The sequence below is a fragment of the Brevibacterium sp. p3-SID960 genome (assembly GCF_025144725.1).
Taxonomy (GTDB): Bacteria; Actinomycetota; Actinomycetes; order Actinomycetales; family Brevibacteriaceae; genus Brevibacterium.
On record NZ_JALXKS010000033.1, the window covers coordinates 19,497 to 37,151 of the forward strand.

The 17,655-nt window shown below is 67.0% G+C and carries 14 protein-coding genes; 8 read left to right on the forward strand and 6 right to left on the reverse strand.

Features of this window, described 5'->3' with window-relative positions; all coding sequences use genetic code 11:
- Positions 1–2: 2 nt before the first annotated feature.
- From M3B11_RS10175 to M3B11_RS10190, 4 genes are all read right to left on the reverse strand, one after another.
- Positions 3–2,291: a ComEC/Rec2 family competence protein gene (locus tag M3B11_RS10175; RefSeq protein WP_259877356.1), complete on the reverse strand. Its 2,289-nt coding sequence runs from the start codon at positions 2,289–2,291 to the stop codon at positions 3–5.
- Complete coding sequence (locus M3B11_RS10180; RefSeq protein ID WP_259877357.1) at positions 2,288–3,181, reverse strand: helix-hairpin-helix domain-containing protein; 894 nt, start codon at positions 3,179–3,181, stop codon at positions 2,288–2,290. The genes M3B11_RS10175 and M3B11_RS10180 overlap by 4 nt, the downstream gene beginning before the upstream one ends.
- Before the next feature lie 102 nt (positions 3,182–3,283).
- The gene (locus M3B11_RS10185) at positions 3,284–4,186 is read right to left on the reverse strand and encodes a DegV family protein (RefSeq protein ID WP_259877358.1); all 903 of its coding nucleotides are present in this window, start codon (positions 4,184–4,186) and stop codon (positions 3,284–3,286) included.
- Positions 4,183–5,493: a UDP-glucose/GDP-mannose dehydrogenase family protein gene (locus M3B11_RS10190; protein WP_259877359.1), complete on the reverse strand. Its 1,311-nt coding sequence runs from the start codon at positions 5,491–5,493 to the stop codon at positions 4,183–4,185. Before M3B11_RS10190 ends, M3B11_RS10185 begins: the two co-directional genes overlap by 4 nt.
- 145 nt (positions 5,494–5,638) lie before the next feature.
- Between M3B11_RS10190 and M3B11_RS10195 the strand changes: the two genes are divergently transcribed.
- Positions 5,639–6,322 (forward strand): hypothetical protein, encoded by a 684-nt coding sequence (locus M3B11_RS10195; RefSeq protein WP_259877360.1) that lies wholly within the window; start codon positions 5,639–5,641, stop codon positions 6,320–6,322.
- 1 nt (position 6,323) lies between these two features.
- Here the strand turns inward: M3B11_RS10195 and nadE are convergent, their stop codons facing one another.
- Together nadE and leuS are read right to left on the reverse strand one after the other, a co-directional pair.
- The gene (nadE, locus tag M3B11_RS10200) at positions 6,324–7,151 is read right to left on the reverse strand and encodes an ammonia-dependent NAD(+) synthetase (protein WP_259877361.1); all 828 of its coding nucleotides are present in this window, start codon (positions 7,149–7,151) and stop codon (positions 6,324–6,326) included.
- Between the two features lie 49 nt (positions 7,152–7,200).
- Complete coding sequence (gene leuS, locus M3B11_RS10205; RefSeq protein ID WP_259877362.1) at positions 7,201–10,077, reverse strand: leucine--tRNA ligase; 2,877 nt, start codon at positions 10,075–10,077, stop codon at positions 7,201–7,203.
- Positions 10,078–10,312: 235 nt separating this feature from the next.
- Here leuS and M3B11_RS10210 point away from each other — a divergent pair, with 235 nt between their 5' ends.
- The 7 genes from M3B11_RS10210 (at position 10,313) to M3B11_RS10240 (ending at position 17,613) form a co-directional block, all read left to right on the forward strand.
- On the forward strand, positions 10,313–12,145 hold the full coding sequence (locus tag M3B11_RS10210; RefSeq protein WP_259877363.1) for a long-chain fatty acid--CoA ligase: 1,833 nt from the start codon (positions 10,313–10,315) through the stop codon (positions 12,143–12,145).
- Between the two features lie 87 nt (positions 12,146–12,232).
- Positions 12,233–13,222, forward strand: a complete 990-nt coding sequence (gene ppk2 / locus M3B11_RS10215) for a polyphosphate kinase 2 (protein WP_259877364.1) — start codon at positions 12,233–12,235, stop codon at positions 13,220–13,222.
- A gap of 78 nt (positions 13,223–13,300) precedes the next feature.
- The gene (locus tag M3B11_RS10220; RefSeq protein ID WP_259877365.1) at positions 13,301–14,356 is read left to right on the forward strand and encodes a YhjD/YihY/BrkB family envelope integrity protein; all 1,056 of its coding nucleotides are present in this window, start codon (positions 13,301–13,303) and stop codon (positions 14,354–14,356) included.
- A complete protein-coding gene (locus tag M3B11_RS10225; RefSeq protein ID WP_259877366.1) occupies positions 14,326–14,985 on the forward strand; it encodes a DNA-3-methyladenine glycosylase in 660 nt (219 codons plus the stop codon). The genes M3B11_RS10220 and M3B11_RS10225 overlap by 31 nt, the downstream gene beginning before the upstream one ends.
- Positions 14,982–15,725 (forward strand): fructosamine kinase family protein, encoded by a 744-nt coding sequence (locus M3B11_RS10230; RefSeq protein ID WP_259877367.1) that lies wholly within the window; start codon positions 14,982–14,984, stop codon positions 15,723–15,725. The genes M3B11_RS10225 and M3B11_RS10230 overlap by 4 nt, the downstream gene beginning before the upstream one ends.
- Before the next feature lie 65 nt (positions 15,726–15,790).
- Positions 15,791–16,126 (forward strand): antibiotic biosynthesis monooxygenase, encoded by a 336-nt coding sequence (locus M3B11_RS10235; protein ID WP_259877368.1) that lies wholly within the window; start codon positions 15,791–15,793, stop codon positions 16,124–16,126.
- 44 nt (positions 16,127–16,170) lie between these two features.
- Positions 16,171–17,613, forward strand: a complete 1,443-nt coding sequence (locus M3B11_RS10240; RefSeq protein WP_259877369.1) for a glyceraldehyde-3-phosphate dehydrogenase — start codon at positions 16,171–16,173, stop codon at positions 17,611–17,613.
- The last annotated feature ends 42 nt before the right edge of the window (positions 17,614–17,655 follow it).

The following is a 17,655-nucleotide window of genomic DNA, read 5'->3' on the forward strand; positions in this document are numbered from 1 at the left end:
CTCTACCCTAGTACGAAGCTCGGACAGCCTGAGCTGACCCGTCTGTGTGCATCGATCACGATCGACCCGCACTCGTCGGTGCGCAGCACCGGGCTGGTTCCGAAGGCCGCCAGCGCTCGGGTGGTCGGATGGCCGTAGGGGTTGCCCGCTCCCACGGAGACGATGCCGAGCCCGGCATCGGCAGCGTCGAAGTACGTCTCATGCAGGTCGGCGGAACCGTGATGCGGTGCGGCGAGCACGTCGGCCGGCTGCATCGCCGCCGCCAGCCGCCGCTGTTCCTCTGCGCCGATGTCACCAGGGACGATGACGCTGAGCGCGCCGGTGTGAATGTGCACGACAGCCGAGCGGCTGTTCTCATCACCGGGTGCCGGACCGGTGGTCGCCGGCGGCCACAGGATCGTCCAGTCCACGGTGCCGAATTGGAATCGCTGTCCCGCACTGACCGGGATGCGCGGCGCGTGCGGGAAGGCTCGGGCGATCTCCGCCAGAGCCGGGTCGCGTCCCGCTCCGGCAGGAAAGTACACGGTCGCAATCTCCCGGCCGAACCCGGTGCCGGCGTAGCCTGCGAAGTGATCGGCGTCGAAGTGGGAGATCAGCAGGTGCACCCGCTGGTCACCGGTCCGGTCGAGGCAGATGTCGATGAGTTCGTCGTTGTCACCGGTGTCGATGACGAGCACATCGTCACCCGGCAGGCTGATGAGGGTGGCACTGCCCTGACCCACGTCGCAGAACATCGCTGCCCAGTCCGCATCGACTGGAAGCCGGATACCTGGAACGAGGAGACCGGCGGTCAGCGCGGCGACGAGCAGTCCGGCACCGACCCGGCGCAGGATGCGGGATTCGAGCACGACGAGGCAGAATCCTGTCAGAATGACGCAGCTGAGCCCGACGCCCAGCAGGCCTGCGGGCCACGGCAGCTCGGAAGCTGGCAGGTCGGCGAACACCCGCGCCAGGCGGGCGATCCACCAGGCACTCCAGTTCGCCGGTGCCACGATGATGCTGCCGATCCAGCTGCCGCCCGGCAGCAGACTGCAGACAAGCACGCCCATCCCGAGCAGGGTGGCGGGGGCGACTGCTGGTGCCGCAAGCGCGTTGGCCGGCACCGACCACGCAGAGATGGTGGCGTCGATGCCCAGCAGCACCGGTGTGACACCGGCCTGGGCGCTCATCGGCACCGCGAGCGCCGTTGCCACCGCCCGGGGCAGCCCCCAGGATGCAAGGCGATCACTCAACGGCCGGCCCAGGATGATGAGGGCAGCTGTGGCGCTGACGGAGAGGTGGAATCCCACTGAGCCTGACAGCCCCGGCTGGTAGACGAGCACGCCGATGATGCCGGCGGCCAGCAGCGCCAGGCTCGCCGTTCGGGTTCCGCGCAGCATCGCCATCGCTCCGACCAGGCCCATGGCTGCAGCCCTGGTCACTGAGGGTTCAGGACCGACGATGAACACGTAGCCTGCGGTGACGGCAACGGCGAGGATGATGCGCACTGCCCGCAGCCGCACCACGAAGCCGGTCACCCAGAGCACCGCGAGTGAGACGATCGTGATGTTCGCGCCTGAGACCGCAGTGACGTGGCTGAGCGAGACGGTGCGCATCGCCTCGGTGAGGTCGTCGCCGACGTGTGAGACATCGCCGATGACGAGGCCGGGCAGCAGCCGGGCTCCGTCGTGCGCGGTTCCAGACGTGCCGGCAAGAAAGCTGCGCATGCTGGCGCGCAGCTGCCAGACAGGTCCTGGCGGTGTGCGGATCTCCGGGCTTCCGCGGATGAAGGCGATGGTCTGGGAGCCGCGTATCTCAAGCTCGGCCCGCACGGTCGTCTGGGTGCCTGCGGCTGGCAGCGGAGCGGGGCTGATCGCCGTGGCAGGACCGAACCGGGTGCGGATCTGTGTGCGATAGCTGCCGGATTCGGTTGCGTGGGACTCAGCGGCGATGAGGGCCGATCCGCTGTAGAGCGTCGTCTCCGTCGGCTGTGCGAGGCGGGCGGCCCCGATGAGCGCGCAGACGGCCCCGGCGAGCAGTGCCGTGCTCAGCAGCCAGCCGATCAGCTGGGACCGTCCGCTGCGCGTGGTGCGCTGGCTCATGAGCACGGCGGCAGAACTGCAGGCGAGACCTAAGCCGACCGTCGCGGTGACGTCGGCGGGCAGCAGACCGGAGGCGGCGAACCATCCGAAGGCGGCAGCGCTGAGCAGGCGGTGCAGCCCAGCTCGATGCAGCACCCGAGCTCGGGTATGAGCTGCGGTGGCCGAGAGCAGCAGGCGGGTTCGGCTGTGCCGGTGCACCTGCGGGCTCATCCGACTGTGATGTGTTCGCGCAGCCGCGCCAGAGTGGCATCACCGATACCGTGGACGAGCACCAGATCCTCGGTTGAGCCGAAGGGCCCGTGCTCCTCACGATGCGTGATGATGGCCTGGGCGGTGGCAGGGCCGACTCCGGGCAGCGTCTCGAGCTCTGCTGCGGTGGCCCGGTTGATGTTCACTTTCGCATTCGCCTGCGGTCCCGCTGGGTCGGTTCCCGCTCCGGTGCCGGCAGGCTGATCAGGGTCCTGGCCACCGGCTTCACGGTGCTGCGCAGCTGGTGGGCTGTGGCGGTCGGGCACGATGATCTGTTCTCCGTCCTCGACGAGGCGCGCAAGATTCACGCCGTCTGGCTGGGCATCTGAGCTCAGGCCGCCGGCGGCCTCGATTGCATCGATGACCCGGGCGCCTCCCTGGAGCCTCACCACGCCAGGTTCAGCGACAGCGCCGACGACATGGGCGGTGACCTCCTCGGTGTCGGCACTCACCTGCACGGGAGCATCGGCGCCGCTTCCGTCTCCAGCACCGTCGGTGCTCTGCGGTTGCGCTGTCGGCGGTCGAGCATCCGTGCTGGGTTCAGGTGCGGTGGGATTGCGCAGCAGGACGAAGCCCGCGATTCCCACGACTGTGATGACGACGATGGCCACAATGATCCACCTGCGTGGAATCGGCCGGTTGCCCGGCAGGAGCGCCAGGATCTCGGCATCGTCGGCCGCGTCCTCGTCGTCCTCGGCCTCAGCCTGGTCGGTGACATCTGTCGGAGGGCTCAGGGGCCATCGGTGGCGCAGCGGGCGGTCCCCGGAAGCGAGGCTGGCGCTGGGTGCCCAGCCGTGCTGTGCGGACCGGGTGAGCATATCTGCCAGCCGGTCATCCGGTGATGGAGCCATACGCGCACGCTAGGCGCGCTCGCTGTTCTGCGGGCCGGATCTGCAGCAGGGTGTGGACGCCGCACAGCGTCCACAATACCCAGGGCGCTGGTGTGGTCTGCGCTAGGGAGTGGTCTGGACAACCAGTCCGGTGCTGCCCGGACCGACATGAGCGGTCACGACCGTTGAGAGCACCGCCTGGCGGAACTGTGCGCCCGCTGGAAGGTCGGCTTCCTGCACAGCAGCGGCGAGACGGTGGGCGGTCTCGGAGGCTTCGTCGAAGGTGGCCTCGGCGTGGAGCAGGACCACTTCCTGCCCGCGTTCGGGGTAGAGCTCGCTGAATTCGTAGGCTGATTCGGTCACGAGGCTGATGACCCGGTCGACGGCCCGCGCCCGGGTGCGTACGCGGGCCAGCGGCGTCACCGTTCCGTCGCGCAGACCGAGCACGGGTGTGATCGACAGGGCTCTGCCGACCAGCGTTGATGCGGCTCCGATCCGGCCGCCGCGGCGCAGGTACTCCAGTGAGTCGGGCATGAAGAACGTGCGCGTCTCGGCACGGCACCAGTCGGTGATCTCTCCTGCCAGGCTCTCGACGGGGACCTGACGTTGGGCACCGGCGACGGCGAGGGCCACAGCGCCGCCCATGCCTGCCGACGTCAGCTGGGTGTCGACGACGTGCACGGGCACAGGTGCCTCATCTGCTGCCTGCCGGGCTGAGGAGTGCGTGCCTGACATCTGGGCTGACATCGTCAACACGAGCACTGCCTCGGCACCGGCCTCGGCCATGTCCGCGAGCGCGGTGCTGAACTGCTCGGGACTGGCCAGAGACGTCGTGACCGACAGGCCTGATGCCATCCCGGCGCAGACCTCGGTGGCGGTCCACTCGCTGTCCGTGCGAGAGTCATCCCCAATCGTGACGCTGAGGTCGACGGTCCTGAATAGCCCGCCGAGGCGCTCGGAGTATGCCGCGACGGTGCCGGCGTCGATGTTCGCGGTGGAGTCGCAGATGACCGCCAGAGTCGTCACGGCCGGCCCAGTGCCCGATACGTCCAGCCGGCTCCACGCCAGGCGACCGGGTCGAGGACGTTGCGGCCGTCGACGATCGCCTGCTGCCTGACCAGCGAGGCGCTCTCCACCGGGTCGAGGCTGCGGTACTCCTGCCATTCGGTCAGCAGCAGCACCGCGTCGGCGCCCGTGAGCGCAGTCGTGAGATCGGTTTCGTATTCGAGGTCGGGGAACATCGCCCGGGCATTGTCGACCGCCTGCGGGTCGGCGACCGTCACGATGGCACCCTGCAGGGCGATGAGACCGGCGACGGCCAGTGCCGGGGAGTCGCGGACGTCGTCGGAGTTCGGCTTGAACGCAGCGCCGAGGATCGTGATGCGCTTGCCGATGAAGGAACCGTCGACGACTTCCCGGGCGAGGTCGACCATGCGCACGCGGCGGCGCATATTGATGGAGTCGATCTCTCGCAGGAATGCAACAGCCTGATCAGCGCCGAGCTCTCCGGCCCGGGCCATGAAGGCGCGGATGTCCTTGGGCAGGCAGCCGCCGCCGAAGCCGAGGCCGGCGTTGAGGAACTTGCGCCCAATCCGGTCGTCCATGCCGATCGCGTCAGCGAGTTGGGTGACGTCGGCGCCGGCGGCCTCGCAGAGCTCGGCCATGGCGTTGATGAAGGAGATCTTCGTGGCCAGGAAGGAATTCGCAGCGGTCTTGACGAGCTCTGCAGTCGCGTAGTCCATCACCAGGCGCGGGGTGCCGGAATCGACGATCGAGGCGTAGACGCCGTCGAGGACCTCGGTGGCGCGTTCACCGGCTTCGCCCTCGGGTACGCCGTAGATCAGCCGGTCAGGCGAGACGGTGTCCTCGACGGCATGGCCTTCTCGCAGGAATTCCGGATTCCAGGCCAGGGCTGCACCGGTGCCTGTGACCTGTTCGGCGAGCCGGGCGGCGGTGCCGACCGGGACCGTGGACTTGCCGACGACGAGATCGGCGTCGTTCAGGTGCGGCAGCAGGGCCGCGACAGCGGCGTCGACATACGTCATGTCGGCTGCGAACTCGCCCTTGCGCTGCGGGGTGCCGACGCAGATGAAGTGCACATCGGCCCCGGCTGCCTCGGCTACGTCGGTGGTGAAGGCGAGGTTTTCGCTGGTCTGCGCCCGGGCGAGCAGGTCTTCCAGTCCCGGCTCGAAGAAGGGTGCCTCAGCCCGGCGAAGGGAGTCGATCTTCCGTTCGTCGACATCGATGCCGACGACATCGTGGCCCAGCGATGCCATGGCCGCGGCGTGAACAGCTCCCAGATATCCACAGCCGATCACCGAGATCTTCGCCATCGTGGTGTGTTCCTCACTGCTTGTCGCGCGACCGGTCAGTGAACTGGCAGGGTGGTCGCCGTGAGTATGCTGAACCGACCGATCTTCTTCCGTTCACAGCATAGATGCTCCCCGTCTGAAAGCAGGAATTCGGTACCCTGGAGCGGTGAAGCGATTCGGTGATTTCCTCCTCAACACGCCCGCCGCCGCCGCGGCCGCCGGCGTGCTCGTCATCAGCCTGGTGCTGTTCCTCATTCCGCCCCTGCACAGCGCGGCATGGGTGATCGGGATTGTGACTGTCCTCCTGGTGGCTGTGTGCCTGCTGTTCATCGGTGTCAAGTGGTGGCAGGACCAGCAGCGCATCGACCGGCTCAACGCCGACATCGCAGACGCTTCGAAGACCTTCGCTTCGGTCGGGCTGAGCCCAATCGAAGAGGGCGAGGACGAAGCTGCTGACACGACGCGGGCCAAGCGGGTCCTGGAACTGTTTCCCAAGGATGCCGGGCTCGTGCAGCATATGCGGCTGGCCAACGGGTTCAGTACATTCGACCCGCAGCTGATGGAGCCGCTGCGCACGTTCCTCGACGAGTTCAAGAAGACCAGCTTCGAACAGCAGAGCATGCACGCCGCATTCATGGACGTCTACCGGGCCGGCAAGAGCTTCGACTCATGGGTGTCCGAGGAGACCTACATTCCCGACGCCGCACTGGAGATCAAGCCCGGCGACATCCGCGAAGGCGGCTGGCACGAGTTCAGCGCCGCCCGCGATGCAGGCGAACAGAGCATGGACGCGTTCCTCGACAGCCTGCGCGATTTCGAGCGCACAGCGCTGGAGACCCGCACCGTGTGAGTCAGTGGCGGATCCACCAGCCGTCTGCCGGGGCGACCGGCATTCGGCGCTTGTGCTCGCTGGCCAGGAACAGGTCCTCGATCCGCTCGGCTGCCGCCGGGGAGACTTCCCGGCCTTCGAGGTAGGCGTCGATGTCGGCGTAGCTGACACCGAGCGCATCCTCGTCGGTGCTGCCCGGGGTCTCATCGAGCAGGTCGGCGGTCGGAACCTTCTGCCACAGCCGCTCCGGGGCTTCGAGGTGCTGCAGCAGAGCCGCTCCCTGCCTCTTCGTCAGCCCGGTCAGCGGGGTGACGTCAACGGCTCCGTCCCCGAATTTCGTGAAGAAGCCGGTGACCGCCTCGGCGGCATGATCGGTGCCGAGGACGAGGCTGGAGCGCTGCGCGGCGATCGCGTACTGCGCGAGCATCCGCTGGCGGGCTTTGACATTGCCCTTGTTGAAGTCGGTCATCGCCTCACCGGTTGCCGCGTTGAAGGCCTCGACGGTGGCGTCGACGGCGCCGGCGATGTCGACCGTCAGTGACACGTCGGGACGAATGAACTCGATGGCGGCCTGTGCGTCCTCTTCGTCATGCTGCACCCGGTAGGGCAGGCGGACGGCGCAGAACGTCGCGTCCACTCCCCTGCAGCGCAGCTGCTCAGCGGCCAGCTGGGCGAGCCTCCCGGCCAGTGTCGAATCCTGGCCCCCGGAGATGCCGAGCACGAATCCCTTCGTCGCCGTCGACAGGCAGTAGTCGACGAGGAACTGCACGCGGGTCCCGATCTCGGTCGCCGGGTCGATCACCGGGCTGACTTTGAGAGTCGACCGGATCCGTTCGGACAGTGCGCTCATGGGTTCCCTTTCCAGCCGGTGCCGGGCACCAGCTCGGTCAGCGTCTCGCTCAGTTGTCCGGGACGATGTTGACAAGTTTCGGTGCACGCACGATGACCTTGCGCACGCCGGCCCCGGCCAGCGTCCGCTGGGCACCGTTGGACTCCAGTGCCAGCTTCTCCAGCTCTTCGGCTGAGACATCTGGCGAGACCTCGAGCCGGTCGCGGACCTTGCCCTTGACCTGCACGACGCAGGTCACAGTGTCCTGGCCGAGGTATTGCTCGTCGGCGACCGGGAACGGCTCGTAGGTGATGGTCTCGGTGTGGCCGAGGCGCTCCCAGATCTCCTCCGCGATGTGCGGGGCCAGCGGGGACAGCATGATCGTCAGCGGTTCGATCACCGCCCGCGGGCTCACGCCCTGCTTCGTCAGATGGTTCGTCAGCACGATGAGCTTGGCGACAGCAGTGTTGAACCGCATGTGCTCCATGTCGTCACGCACACCGGCGATCGTCGTGTGCAGCACGCGCAGCGTCTCACGGTCCGCAGCGTCGTCGACGACGGCGAGCGCGCCGGTGGTCTCGTCGACGATGAGGCGCCACACGCGCTGCAGGAACCGCTGCGAGCCGACAACGGCACGGGTCTCCCAGGCACGGGAGAGCTCGAGCGGGCCCATCGACATCTCGTACAACCGGAAGGTGTCGGCACCGTAGGCATCGTAGATGTCATCGGGGCTGACGGAGTTCTTCAGCGATTTGCCGATCTTGCCGTACTCGCGGTTGACCTCTTCGCCTGCATACCAGTACGTGGCCGTACCGGAGTCGTCGAGTCGCTCTTCGACCTTTTCGGCGGGCACGTAGACGCCGCGCGAGTCGGTGTAGGCGTAGGCCTGGATGTAGCCCTGGTTGATGAGCCTGTGGAAGGGCTCATAGGAGCTCAGGTGCCCGAGGTCGTGGAGCACCTTGTGCCAGAAGCGCGAATACAGCAGATGCAGGACAGCGTGCTCGACTCCGCCCACGTAGAGATCCGCACCGCCGGAGATGGCACTCTCTCGCGGGCCCAGCCAGTACTCCTCGTTCGCCGGGTCGATGAGCTGCTCTTCATTCGTGGGATCGGCGTAGCGCAGCTGGTACCAGGAGGAGCCGGCCCAATTGGGCATCGTCGAGGTCTCGCGGCGATAGGTCTTCGGCCCGTCCCCGAGGTCGAGGGTGACATTGACCCAGTCGGTGTTGCGGCCCAGCGGCGGCTCGGGCTTCGAGTCGACGTCATCGCTGTCGAAGGTGCGCGGCGAGAAGTCAGGGACCTCGGGCAGGGTCACCGGCAGCTGCTCGGCCGGCAGCGGGATCGGGGTGCCGGCTTCGTCGTAGACGACCGGGAACGGCTCACCCCAGTAGCGCTGGCGGCTGAACAGCCAGTCGCGCAGCCGGTACTGCGTGGTCGCCTCGGCCAGGCCGCGTTCGGCCAGCCAGGAGATGACAGCGTCCTTGGCCTCGCCGACGCCGGCGCCGTTGATGTCGATCTCGTCGTTGGCGGAGTTGATCTTCACGCCCTCGCCGGTGAATGGCTGGTCCTCGTCGTGATCGTCTGCCGGCTGGACGGTGCGGATGTAGGGCAGGTCGAAGGTCTTGGCGAAGTCCCAGTCGCGGACGTCCTCGGCAGGCACGCCCATGATCGCGCCGGTGCCATAGCCCATGAGGACGTAGTCGGCGACGAAGACCGGGATGTCCTCGCCGGTGGCGGGGTTGGCCACCCAGGTGCCGGTGAACACGCCGGTCTTGTCCTTGTTCTCCTGCCGCTGCACCGAGGTCATGGCCGACGCCTGCCGCTGGTAGGCGGCGATCGCCTCGGCCGGGGCGCGGCCCGCACCGCGCCACGCTGCGGGAACGGAGTCGTCCCAGGATTCGGTGGTGACGGCATCGACGAGCGGATGCTCGGGGCTGAGCACGAGGTAGGTGGCGCCGAAGATCGTGTCAGGGCGGGTGGTGTAGACGTCTATGCTGATGTCGTCTCGGACTGGGAAGGTGATCTGTGCACCGGTCGAGCGGCCGATCCAGTTGCGCTGCATGGCCTTGACCGCCTCGGGCCATTCGACGGTGTCGAGATCGTCGATGAGGCGGTCAGCGTAGGCAGTGATGCGCATATTCCACTGGCGCAGGCGGCGGGTGAAGACCGGGAAGTTGCCGCGTTCGGAGCGGCCCTCTGCGGTGACTTCCTCATTGGCCAGCACGGTGCCCAGGCCCGGGCACCAGTTGACCGGGGAATCTGACAGGTAGGCCAGGCGGTGGTTCTGAAGCACGTCCTCGCGTTCGGCAGCTGAGAGCTGCGCCCACGGGGTGCCGGTTCCGGTGTCACGACCGGCCTCGAACTGGGCGATGAGCTCGCTGATCGGGCGGGCGGCACCGCGCCCGTCTCCGGCCTCGGGGTCGTACCAGGAGTTGAAGATCTGCAGGAAGACCCACTGCGTCCACTTGACGAAATCGTCGTCGATCGTGGCGAACGAACGGCGGGCATCGTGGCCGAGGCCCAGCCGGCGCAACTGTCGCCGGTACGTTGCGATGTTCTCCTCGGTGGTGTCCTTCGGGTGCGCTCCGGTCTGCACCGCGAACTGCTCGGCTGGCAGGCCGAAGGCGTCGTAGCCGAGGGCGTGCATGACGTTCTTGCCGTTCATCCGCTGGAAGCGGGCGTAGACGTCGGTGGCGATGTAGCCCAGCGGGTGCCCGACGTGCAGGCCCTTGCCTGAGGGGTAGGGGAACATGTCCATGATGTAGGCGGTCTCGCGGCCTTCGGCGGTGGCGCCGCGGCGCGTGCTGGCCAGCTCGCCGACGGGGTTCGGCGCGGCGAAGGTCTCCTCGGCTTCCCAGCGGTCCTGCCACTTCGCCTCGAGCTGACCGGCGAGCTCCGCATCGTAGCGGTAGTCGACGGTGTTCGAGCGCGAATCGGAGGTGCTCATGGATGTGCCTTTCGGAGTTCGGGTGCAGGTCGGCGCCAGCGGCGCAATGCAAGCATTCTACGTGCGTGCCGCACCCGGTGCCACACGGCCCAGCGCCGCTCTCCGGCGGCTTCGAGCCGCCCATCGCAGAGGAGTGCTCCAGGACACATGCGTGATAGCTTTGAGGCTGAGATCGGCGCTGAGAGCTCACGCCGATCATGCCTCTGCAGCAAAGCGCCCTAAGGAGATGTGCCCAATGGCCGAGACCATGATGCAGTCCGTCACCCCGGTGAGTGGATTCGAGTTCGATCCGAAACCGAACCTTCCGGCCACGCTCATCAACCGGGCAGCGCGGGACCCGCATGGCATCGCGCTGTCGCGGCAGCAGAACGGCGAGTGGATCGACGTCACCGCGCAGGCCTTCCTCCGCCAGGTCGAAGCACTGGCCAAGGGACTCATCGCCGCGGGCGTGCAGCCGGGCCAGCGGGTCGGCATCTTCGGCTCGACCGCATACGAGTGGACCCTGGCCGACTACGCGATCTGGTTCGCCGGTGGGGTCACCGTCCCCTTCTACGACACCTCGTCTCGTGACCAGCTTGCCTGGATGCTCGAGGACGCCGAGGTGTTCCGCGGGTTTGTGCAGTCCGAAGACCACGCAGAGCGCATCCGCGAGGCCTTCGCCGATGTCGAGGCGCTCGCCGATCGCGAGCCGACGATCTGGATCTGGACCGAAGACGGCATCGCCGGCCTGCTGCGCGACGGTGCGGACATCAGCGATGAGGAGCTGGAGGAGCGCAGCAGCTACGCGACCCAGGACGATGTCGCCACCCTCATCTACACCTCGGGAACCACCGGCCGTTCGAAGGGCTGCGTGCTCACCCACGGCAACTTCGTGCTCACCTCCCAGGCCGTCATCCATCAGGCTGGAGAGATCATCCGGCCCGGCGCCCGCTGCCTGCTGTTCCTGCCGCTGGCCCATGTGCTCGCCCGCTTCATCCAGGTCGTCACCATCCAGGGTGACGGCACGCTGGCCCACGAGGGCGATCTCAAGAAGCTCACCGACGCACTCGGCAGCTTCCGGCCGACCTTCATCCTCGGCGTGCCGCGCGTGTTCGAGAAGGTCTTCAACGCCGCCCTGTCGAAAGCCGAAGCCGGCGGCAGGCAGAAGATCTTCCGCGCCGCCGAGGCGGTGGCCGTGCGCTACTCCCAGGCCCTCGACGCCGGCCGGGTGCCGCTGACGCTGCGCGCCCAGCATGCGCTGTTCGACAAGCTCGTGTACTCGAAGCTGCGCGAGGTGATGGGCGGCCGGGTCACGCATGCGATCTCCGGCGGCGGGCCGCTGGGTGAGCATCTCGGCCACTTCTTCCGCGGCGTCGGCCTCATCGTGCTCGAAGGCTACGGCCTGACCGAGACCACCGCCCCGGTGACGGTCAACGTCCCGGCGAAGTCGAAGATCGGCACCGTCGGCGTGCCGCTGCCCGGCTGCGCGGTGGCCATCGCTCCCGACGGCGAGGTCCTCGCCAAGGGCGTGTGCGTCTTCCGCGAGTACTGGAAGAACCCGGAGGCCACCGAGAAGGACTTCATGGACGGCTGGTTCGCCACCGGTGACATCGGCGACCTCGATGAGGACGGCTACCTGCGCATCACCGGCCGGAAGAAGGAGCTCATCGTCACCTCGTCGGGCAAGAACGTCGCACCGGCTCCGATCGAGGACGCGCTGCGCCGCCACATGCTCATCCACCAGCCGGTGCTCATCGGCGACAACCGCAACTTCATCTCAGCGCTCATCTTCCTCGATCCGGAGATGCTGCCGACCTGGCTGGAGAACCACAGCCTGCCGAAGATGGACCTCGAAGAGGCCTCAGCGCACCCAGACGTCCACGCCGCGATCGAGAAGGCCGTCGAACGCGTCAACCGGAAGGTCTCGAAGGCTGAGAGCATCCGCGCATTCCGCATCGTCCCCGCCGAGCTGACCGAGCAGAACGGTTACCTGTCGGCCAAGCAGTCGGTCAAGCGCCACCTCATCGACCGGGACTTCGCCGACGTCATCGACGACATCTACGCGGCGTCGAACGGCCAGAGTCACTGACTGCCGCACCGGCGGCGCTCATGCGAATGCGCCCGCTGTCAAGGGCGGCTGCGTCCGACCGATGCAGCCGCCCTTTAGAATGTCCTTATGAGTGATGATCGCAGCACAGGGACGAAGGGATCCGGCTCTGCAGCCGCCGACCGCAGCACGGAGGACTTCGAGCTCACTGCCGAGGGTGTTCCCGATTTCGCCAACGAGATCGATGAGATCCGCGAGCTGTCGAAGAAGCTCAACTCCCGCTCGAGCGATTCGGAGGCCTGGAAGCACGGCTACCCGTATGACCAGAAACTCTCCCGGCGACGCTATGAGCGTGAGAAGCGACAGCTGCAGATCGAGCTGCTGAAGATGCAGACGTGGGTGCGTGAGACGAAGCAGAAGATCGTCATCATCTTCGAAGGCCGCGATGCCGCTGGCAAGGGCGGGGCGATCAAGCGCTTCACCGAACACCTGAATCCGCGCGGCGCACGCGTCGTCGCTCTGGAGAAGCCCACCGAGCGTGAGAAGACGCAGTGGTTCTTCCAGCGCTACGTCCAGCATCTGCCCGCCGGTGGCGAGATCGTGCTGTTCGACCGCTCGTGGTACAACCGCGCTGGGGTCGAACGGGTGATGGGCTACTGCACCCCGACGCAGTATCTGGAATTCACCCGCTCCTGCCCCGAGTTCGAGATCATGCTCGTGCAGTCGGGCACGCACGTCATCAAGTTCTGGTTCTCCGTCGGCCGCGAGGAGCAGCTGCACCGGTTCGGCGCGCGCCGGACCGACCCGATCAAGCAGTGGAAGCTCTCCCCCACTGACCTCGCCAGCCTCGACAAATGGGATGCCTACACCGAGGCGAAGAACGCGATGTTCTTCTACACCGACACCCCGGCCGCCCCGTGGACGGTTGTGAAGTCCAACGACAAGAAGCGCGCTCGTTTAGAAGCGATGCGCTTTGTGCTCAACCAATTCGACTACCCGGGCAAGGACCAGCGGGTGGCGCGGGCGGCTGATCCGCTCATCGTCGGCTCTCCAGGCGACATGTATGACGATGGCGAAACTACGGCCGACACGTTTCCCACGACCCTCAGCGGGGACTAAGCTCATTCACATAGCTCCTCATCAGAGCCGCACAATCAGGAGCATTGCCGTCAGACAGCCCCTCGAGGAAGCAGTGATATGGAACCCGACAACCGGATCTTGGTGAGCTCGAGCTCAGCGGCGGCAGCCGCCCAGAGCTTCATGAATAAGCCCGCGGTGGCCCACCTCATGGCCACGCTGCAGCGCTTCGGCCAGCGGCTGGGCAGCCAGTTCGGTGCCGCGATCACCTACTTCCTCGTCCTCGCCCTCATACCGACGCTCATGTTCGCGTTCGCTGCGCTGGGCTTCGTGCTCGACATCGTGCGGCCCGAACTCGTCGATGTCGTCACCGAGAAGCTCCACGAGTTCGCGCCCGGCCAGGACCAGCTTGTCGAGATGCTGCAGAACTTCATCGACAACTGGCAGGCCGTCGGCATCGTCGGCATCATCTCAGCGCTGTACACCGCGCAGGGTTTCATCGGCAACCTCAAAGACGCCATCCGCGCCCAGCTGCGCAAGGACATGGACGCCAAGCCGCAGGAGAACTTCGTCGTCCGCACGCTGTCGAACATCGTCACCCTCGTCGGTCTGCTCATCGGCATCGGCCTGATGATCGGCCTGACGATCATCGGGGCGAGCCTGCAGTCGACGATCGTCGAATGGCTGCATCTGCCCGGCTGGGTGACCCCGGTGCTGACGATCACCCCGATCATCATCACGCTGTTCTCCGCCTGGCTGATCTTCATGTTCATGTTCACGATGATCCCGGTGCATCCGATCCCCCAGCGCACCAAGCGTCTCGGCTCGCTGTTCGGCGCCATCGCGCTGACCCTGCTGCTCAACGTCGCGACCCTGCTCGTCGACCTGTTCTCCGGGTCTCCGACGGCCGCGCTGTTCGGCCCGGTCATCGCGATCATGCTCTCGATGAACGTCTTCGCCCGCATCATCCTCATGGTCGCCGCATGGATGGGCACGGCCGAAGATGAGCCGATCTTCGGCACGATCGCCGCGGCCCCGCCCCAGAGCCGCGAACAGCTCTCCCGGGCACAGGGCAGCGCCGAGACGATCGGCGCGCTGGCGGTCGCCGGCAGCCTCATCGCCGTCACCATCCTCGGGTTCAACCGTTGGGCCGACAAACACGACACGTTCCGCTGACGGGCTTCTTCGACCGCAGCGTCCACATCGTCGCGCCGCAGCTGCTCGGCGGGATCCTCACCTGCGCTGACGGTGAGACCACGATCGCGGTGCGGCTGACAGAAGTCGAGGCCTATGGCGGCAGCGACGACCCCGGCTCGCATGCCTTCCGCGGGTGCACCGAGCGCAATGCGACGATGTTCGGACCGCCGGGGCATCTGTACTGTTACCTGTCCTACGGCATGCATCGGCTGCTCAACATCGTCTGCCAGGATCCCGGCGACCCGGCCGCCGTGCTGCTGCGCGCCGGCGAGGTCGTCACCGGGCGCGAGGCGGCACGTGCCCGCCGCACCCGGCGTCGCGGGGGCAGCGTGACCGACCGTGAGCTCGCCCGCGGTCCCGGCTGCCTCGGCCAGGTCTTCGCCGCCAGCGCGGCCACAGACGGCGCGCCGCTCACCGTGCCCGAGGCGCCGACCGGCTGGTCGTTCACCCCGCCGGCCGAACCGGTCGAGTATGTCGCAGGCCCCCGTGTCGGGGTCTCCGGGCCCGGCGGTGACCCCGGCGCCTTCCCCTGGCGGTACTCGATCCCCGGAGATGCGACCGTCTCGCGTTTCGTTCCCGGCCGCAACGTCACGAAAGCAGGGCCATGACCTTCCGCAAGACCGGCACCCACGTGCCCCCGGACTTCTTCGCCACCGAGGCCGCCGGGCTGCGATGGCTGGCCGAACCCGGTGCAGTCGCAGTCGCCGGAGTCATCGAGGTCTCGGAGACCGCACTGACCCTGGAGCGCATCACCGAAGCAGCGGCGACCAATGAGGCCGCTGCAGACTTCGGCCATCGGCTCGGCGCCCTCCACCAGGCGCCGGCCGGACGGTTCGGTGACAATCCACCGCACGTCGCCACCTACTACTTCGGGCCGCTGAGCCAGCCGCTTAGGATCGCGACGCACCCAGCCGACAGCTGCGGTGAGGCCTACGCAGCACGCCTGGAGTCCCTGACCGGATACGACCTCGAACCACCGGCCGAGGTCACCCGGCTCATCGAGCGGATCGGCTCGGGCACCTTCGACGACGATGCCCAGCCTGCCCGCGTGCATGGCGACCTGTGGGCAGGCAACCTGCTCTTCACCTCGGGCACGGCCGCCCTCATCGACCCGGCTGCCTGGGCCGCTCACCCGCTCGTCGACCTCGGGATGCTCAGCCTCTTCGGCGCCCCGCACCTGGAGACGATCATCGACGCCTGGGCGGACGTCTACCCGGTCGAGACACTCGGCGGTGACTGGCGCGAACGCATCGAGCTCTACCAGTTCTTCGGCCTCTACGCCCACGCGGTGATCTTCGGCGGCGGCTACCGGCAGGCGAGCATCACAGCCGCCCGGCGGTATCTGTGAAACCGGCGTCGTCTAGGCTGAGGGCAGCACGCCTCCACCCGCACGCAGAAGGAAGAAGGACCCCGATGTCCGTTGTCAAGATCAACGCCCTGACCGTCCCGGCCGACACCGGTGACGAGATCGTCAACCGGTTCGCTCCGGCCATCGAACGACTCGACAGCTTCGAGGGCTTCGAGCGGTTCGCACTGCTCAAACCGACCGACGACCGTTCGGTGTGGTTCGTCTACACGCAGTGGGCCAGCGAAGAGGCCTACGAGGGCTGGAAGAACTCGCGTGCCTTCGCCGGCAGCCACGCCGAAGGCGCGGAGAAGCAGAAGCCGGTGGCCACCGGTGCGGAGCTGCTGGAGTTCGAGACGACGCTCGAGGCCACGGGGTTCGGCAGCGGCGACGCTGGCCAGTAGGATTGTGCGAAGTAGCTCAGACAGGATTCGAAAGGGAATTTCCGGTGACTGATCCAACGATCGCGAAAGAGGCAGAGTGGGCCTCGAAGCAGAGCGCCGCTGAGGACATGATCCCTCTGGTGGGCCGTCTCTACCGCAACAACGAGGTGCTGCTGACCGTCTACGGCCGCAGCCTGCTCAACAAGTCCGTCAACGGCATCATCAAGGCCCACCGCTATGCCCGTCACTTCGACGGCGCTGAGCTCGACATGGATGAGACGCTGCGTCTGGTCATCGCGCTCGACGGCCTGAATCTGGGCCCGTGCCGCATCGACCTGGGCCGTCTGGCCGCCGGTTTCCGCAGCTCCGGCGGCGACGACGTCGATGCATACCTGCGCGAGCAGCTCTCCGAGGTCGTCGGCGCAGCCGACGGTGAGCGGAGCACGCCGCAGGACGTCGTCCTCTACGGCTTCGGCCGCATCGGCCGGCTGCTCGCCCGGATCCTCATCGATCGCGCCGGCGGGACGAACATGCGCCTGCGCGCGATCGTCGTGCGCCGCGGCGGGGAGAACGACATCGTCAAGCGCGCCTCCCTGCTGCGCCGCGACTCGGTGCACGGCAAGTTCGACGGCAACATCGTCGTCGATGAGGAGAACAGCACGATCTGCGCCAATGGAGTGCTCATCCAGGTCATCTACTCTGATGACCCGTCCTCGGTCGACTACACGAAGTACGGCATCGACAACGCCATCGTCGTCGACAACACCGGCCGCTGGCGCGATGAGGAGGGCCTGGGCAAACACCTCCAGTGCCCGGGCGTCTCGAAGGTGCTGCTGACCGCCCCGGGCAAGGGCGAGATCAAGAACGTCGTCTACGGCGTCAACTCCGCTGACATCACTCCTGAGGACACGATCCTCTCGGCTGCCTCGTGCACGACGAACGCGATCACCCCGGTGCTCAAGGTCCTCAACGACGAATTCGGTGTGCGCAACGGACACGTCGAGACAGTGCACTCGTTCACCAACGACCAGAACCTCATCGACAACTTCCACAAGGGCTCACGCCGCGGCCGTGCCGCCGGACTCAACATGGTGCTCACCGAGACCGGTGCCGCCAAGGCTGTCGCCAAGGCACTGCCGGAGCTCAAGGGCAAGCTGTCGGGCAACGCGATCCGCGTTCCCACCCCGAATGTGTCGATGGCAATCCTCAACCTCAACCTCGGGCGCGAGACGACGGTCGATGAGCTCAACACGTTCCTGCGGGAGACATCGCTGCACTCGCAGCTGCGCAACCAGATCGACTACATCGCCTCCCCGGAGGTCGTCTCGACGGACTTCGTCGGCTCCAAGCGGGCCGGCATCGTCGACGGACTGGCGACCATCGTCGACGGGGATCGCGCCGTCGTCTACGTCTGGTACGACAACGAGTTCGGCTACTCCTGCCAGGTGGTGCGCTGCATCGCCGACATGGCCGGCATCGACACCCCGGCGTTCCCGAAGCGCAGCTGAGCCATGGGCTACGTCCTCGCACTCGATGAGGGCACCACCTCG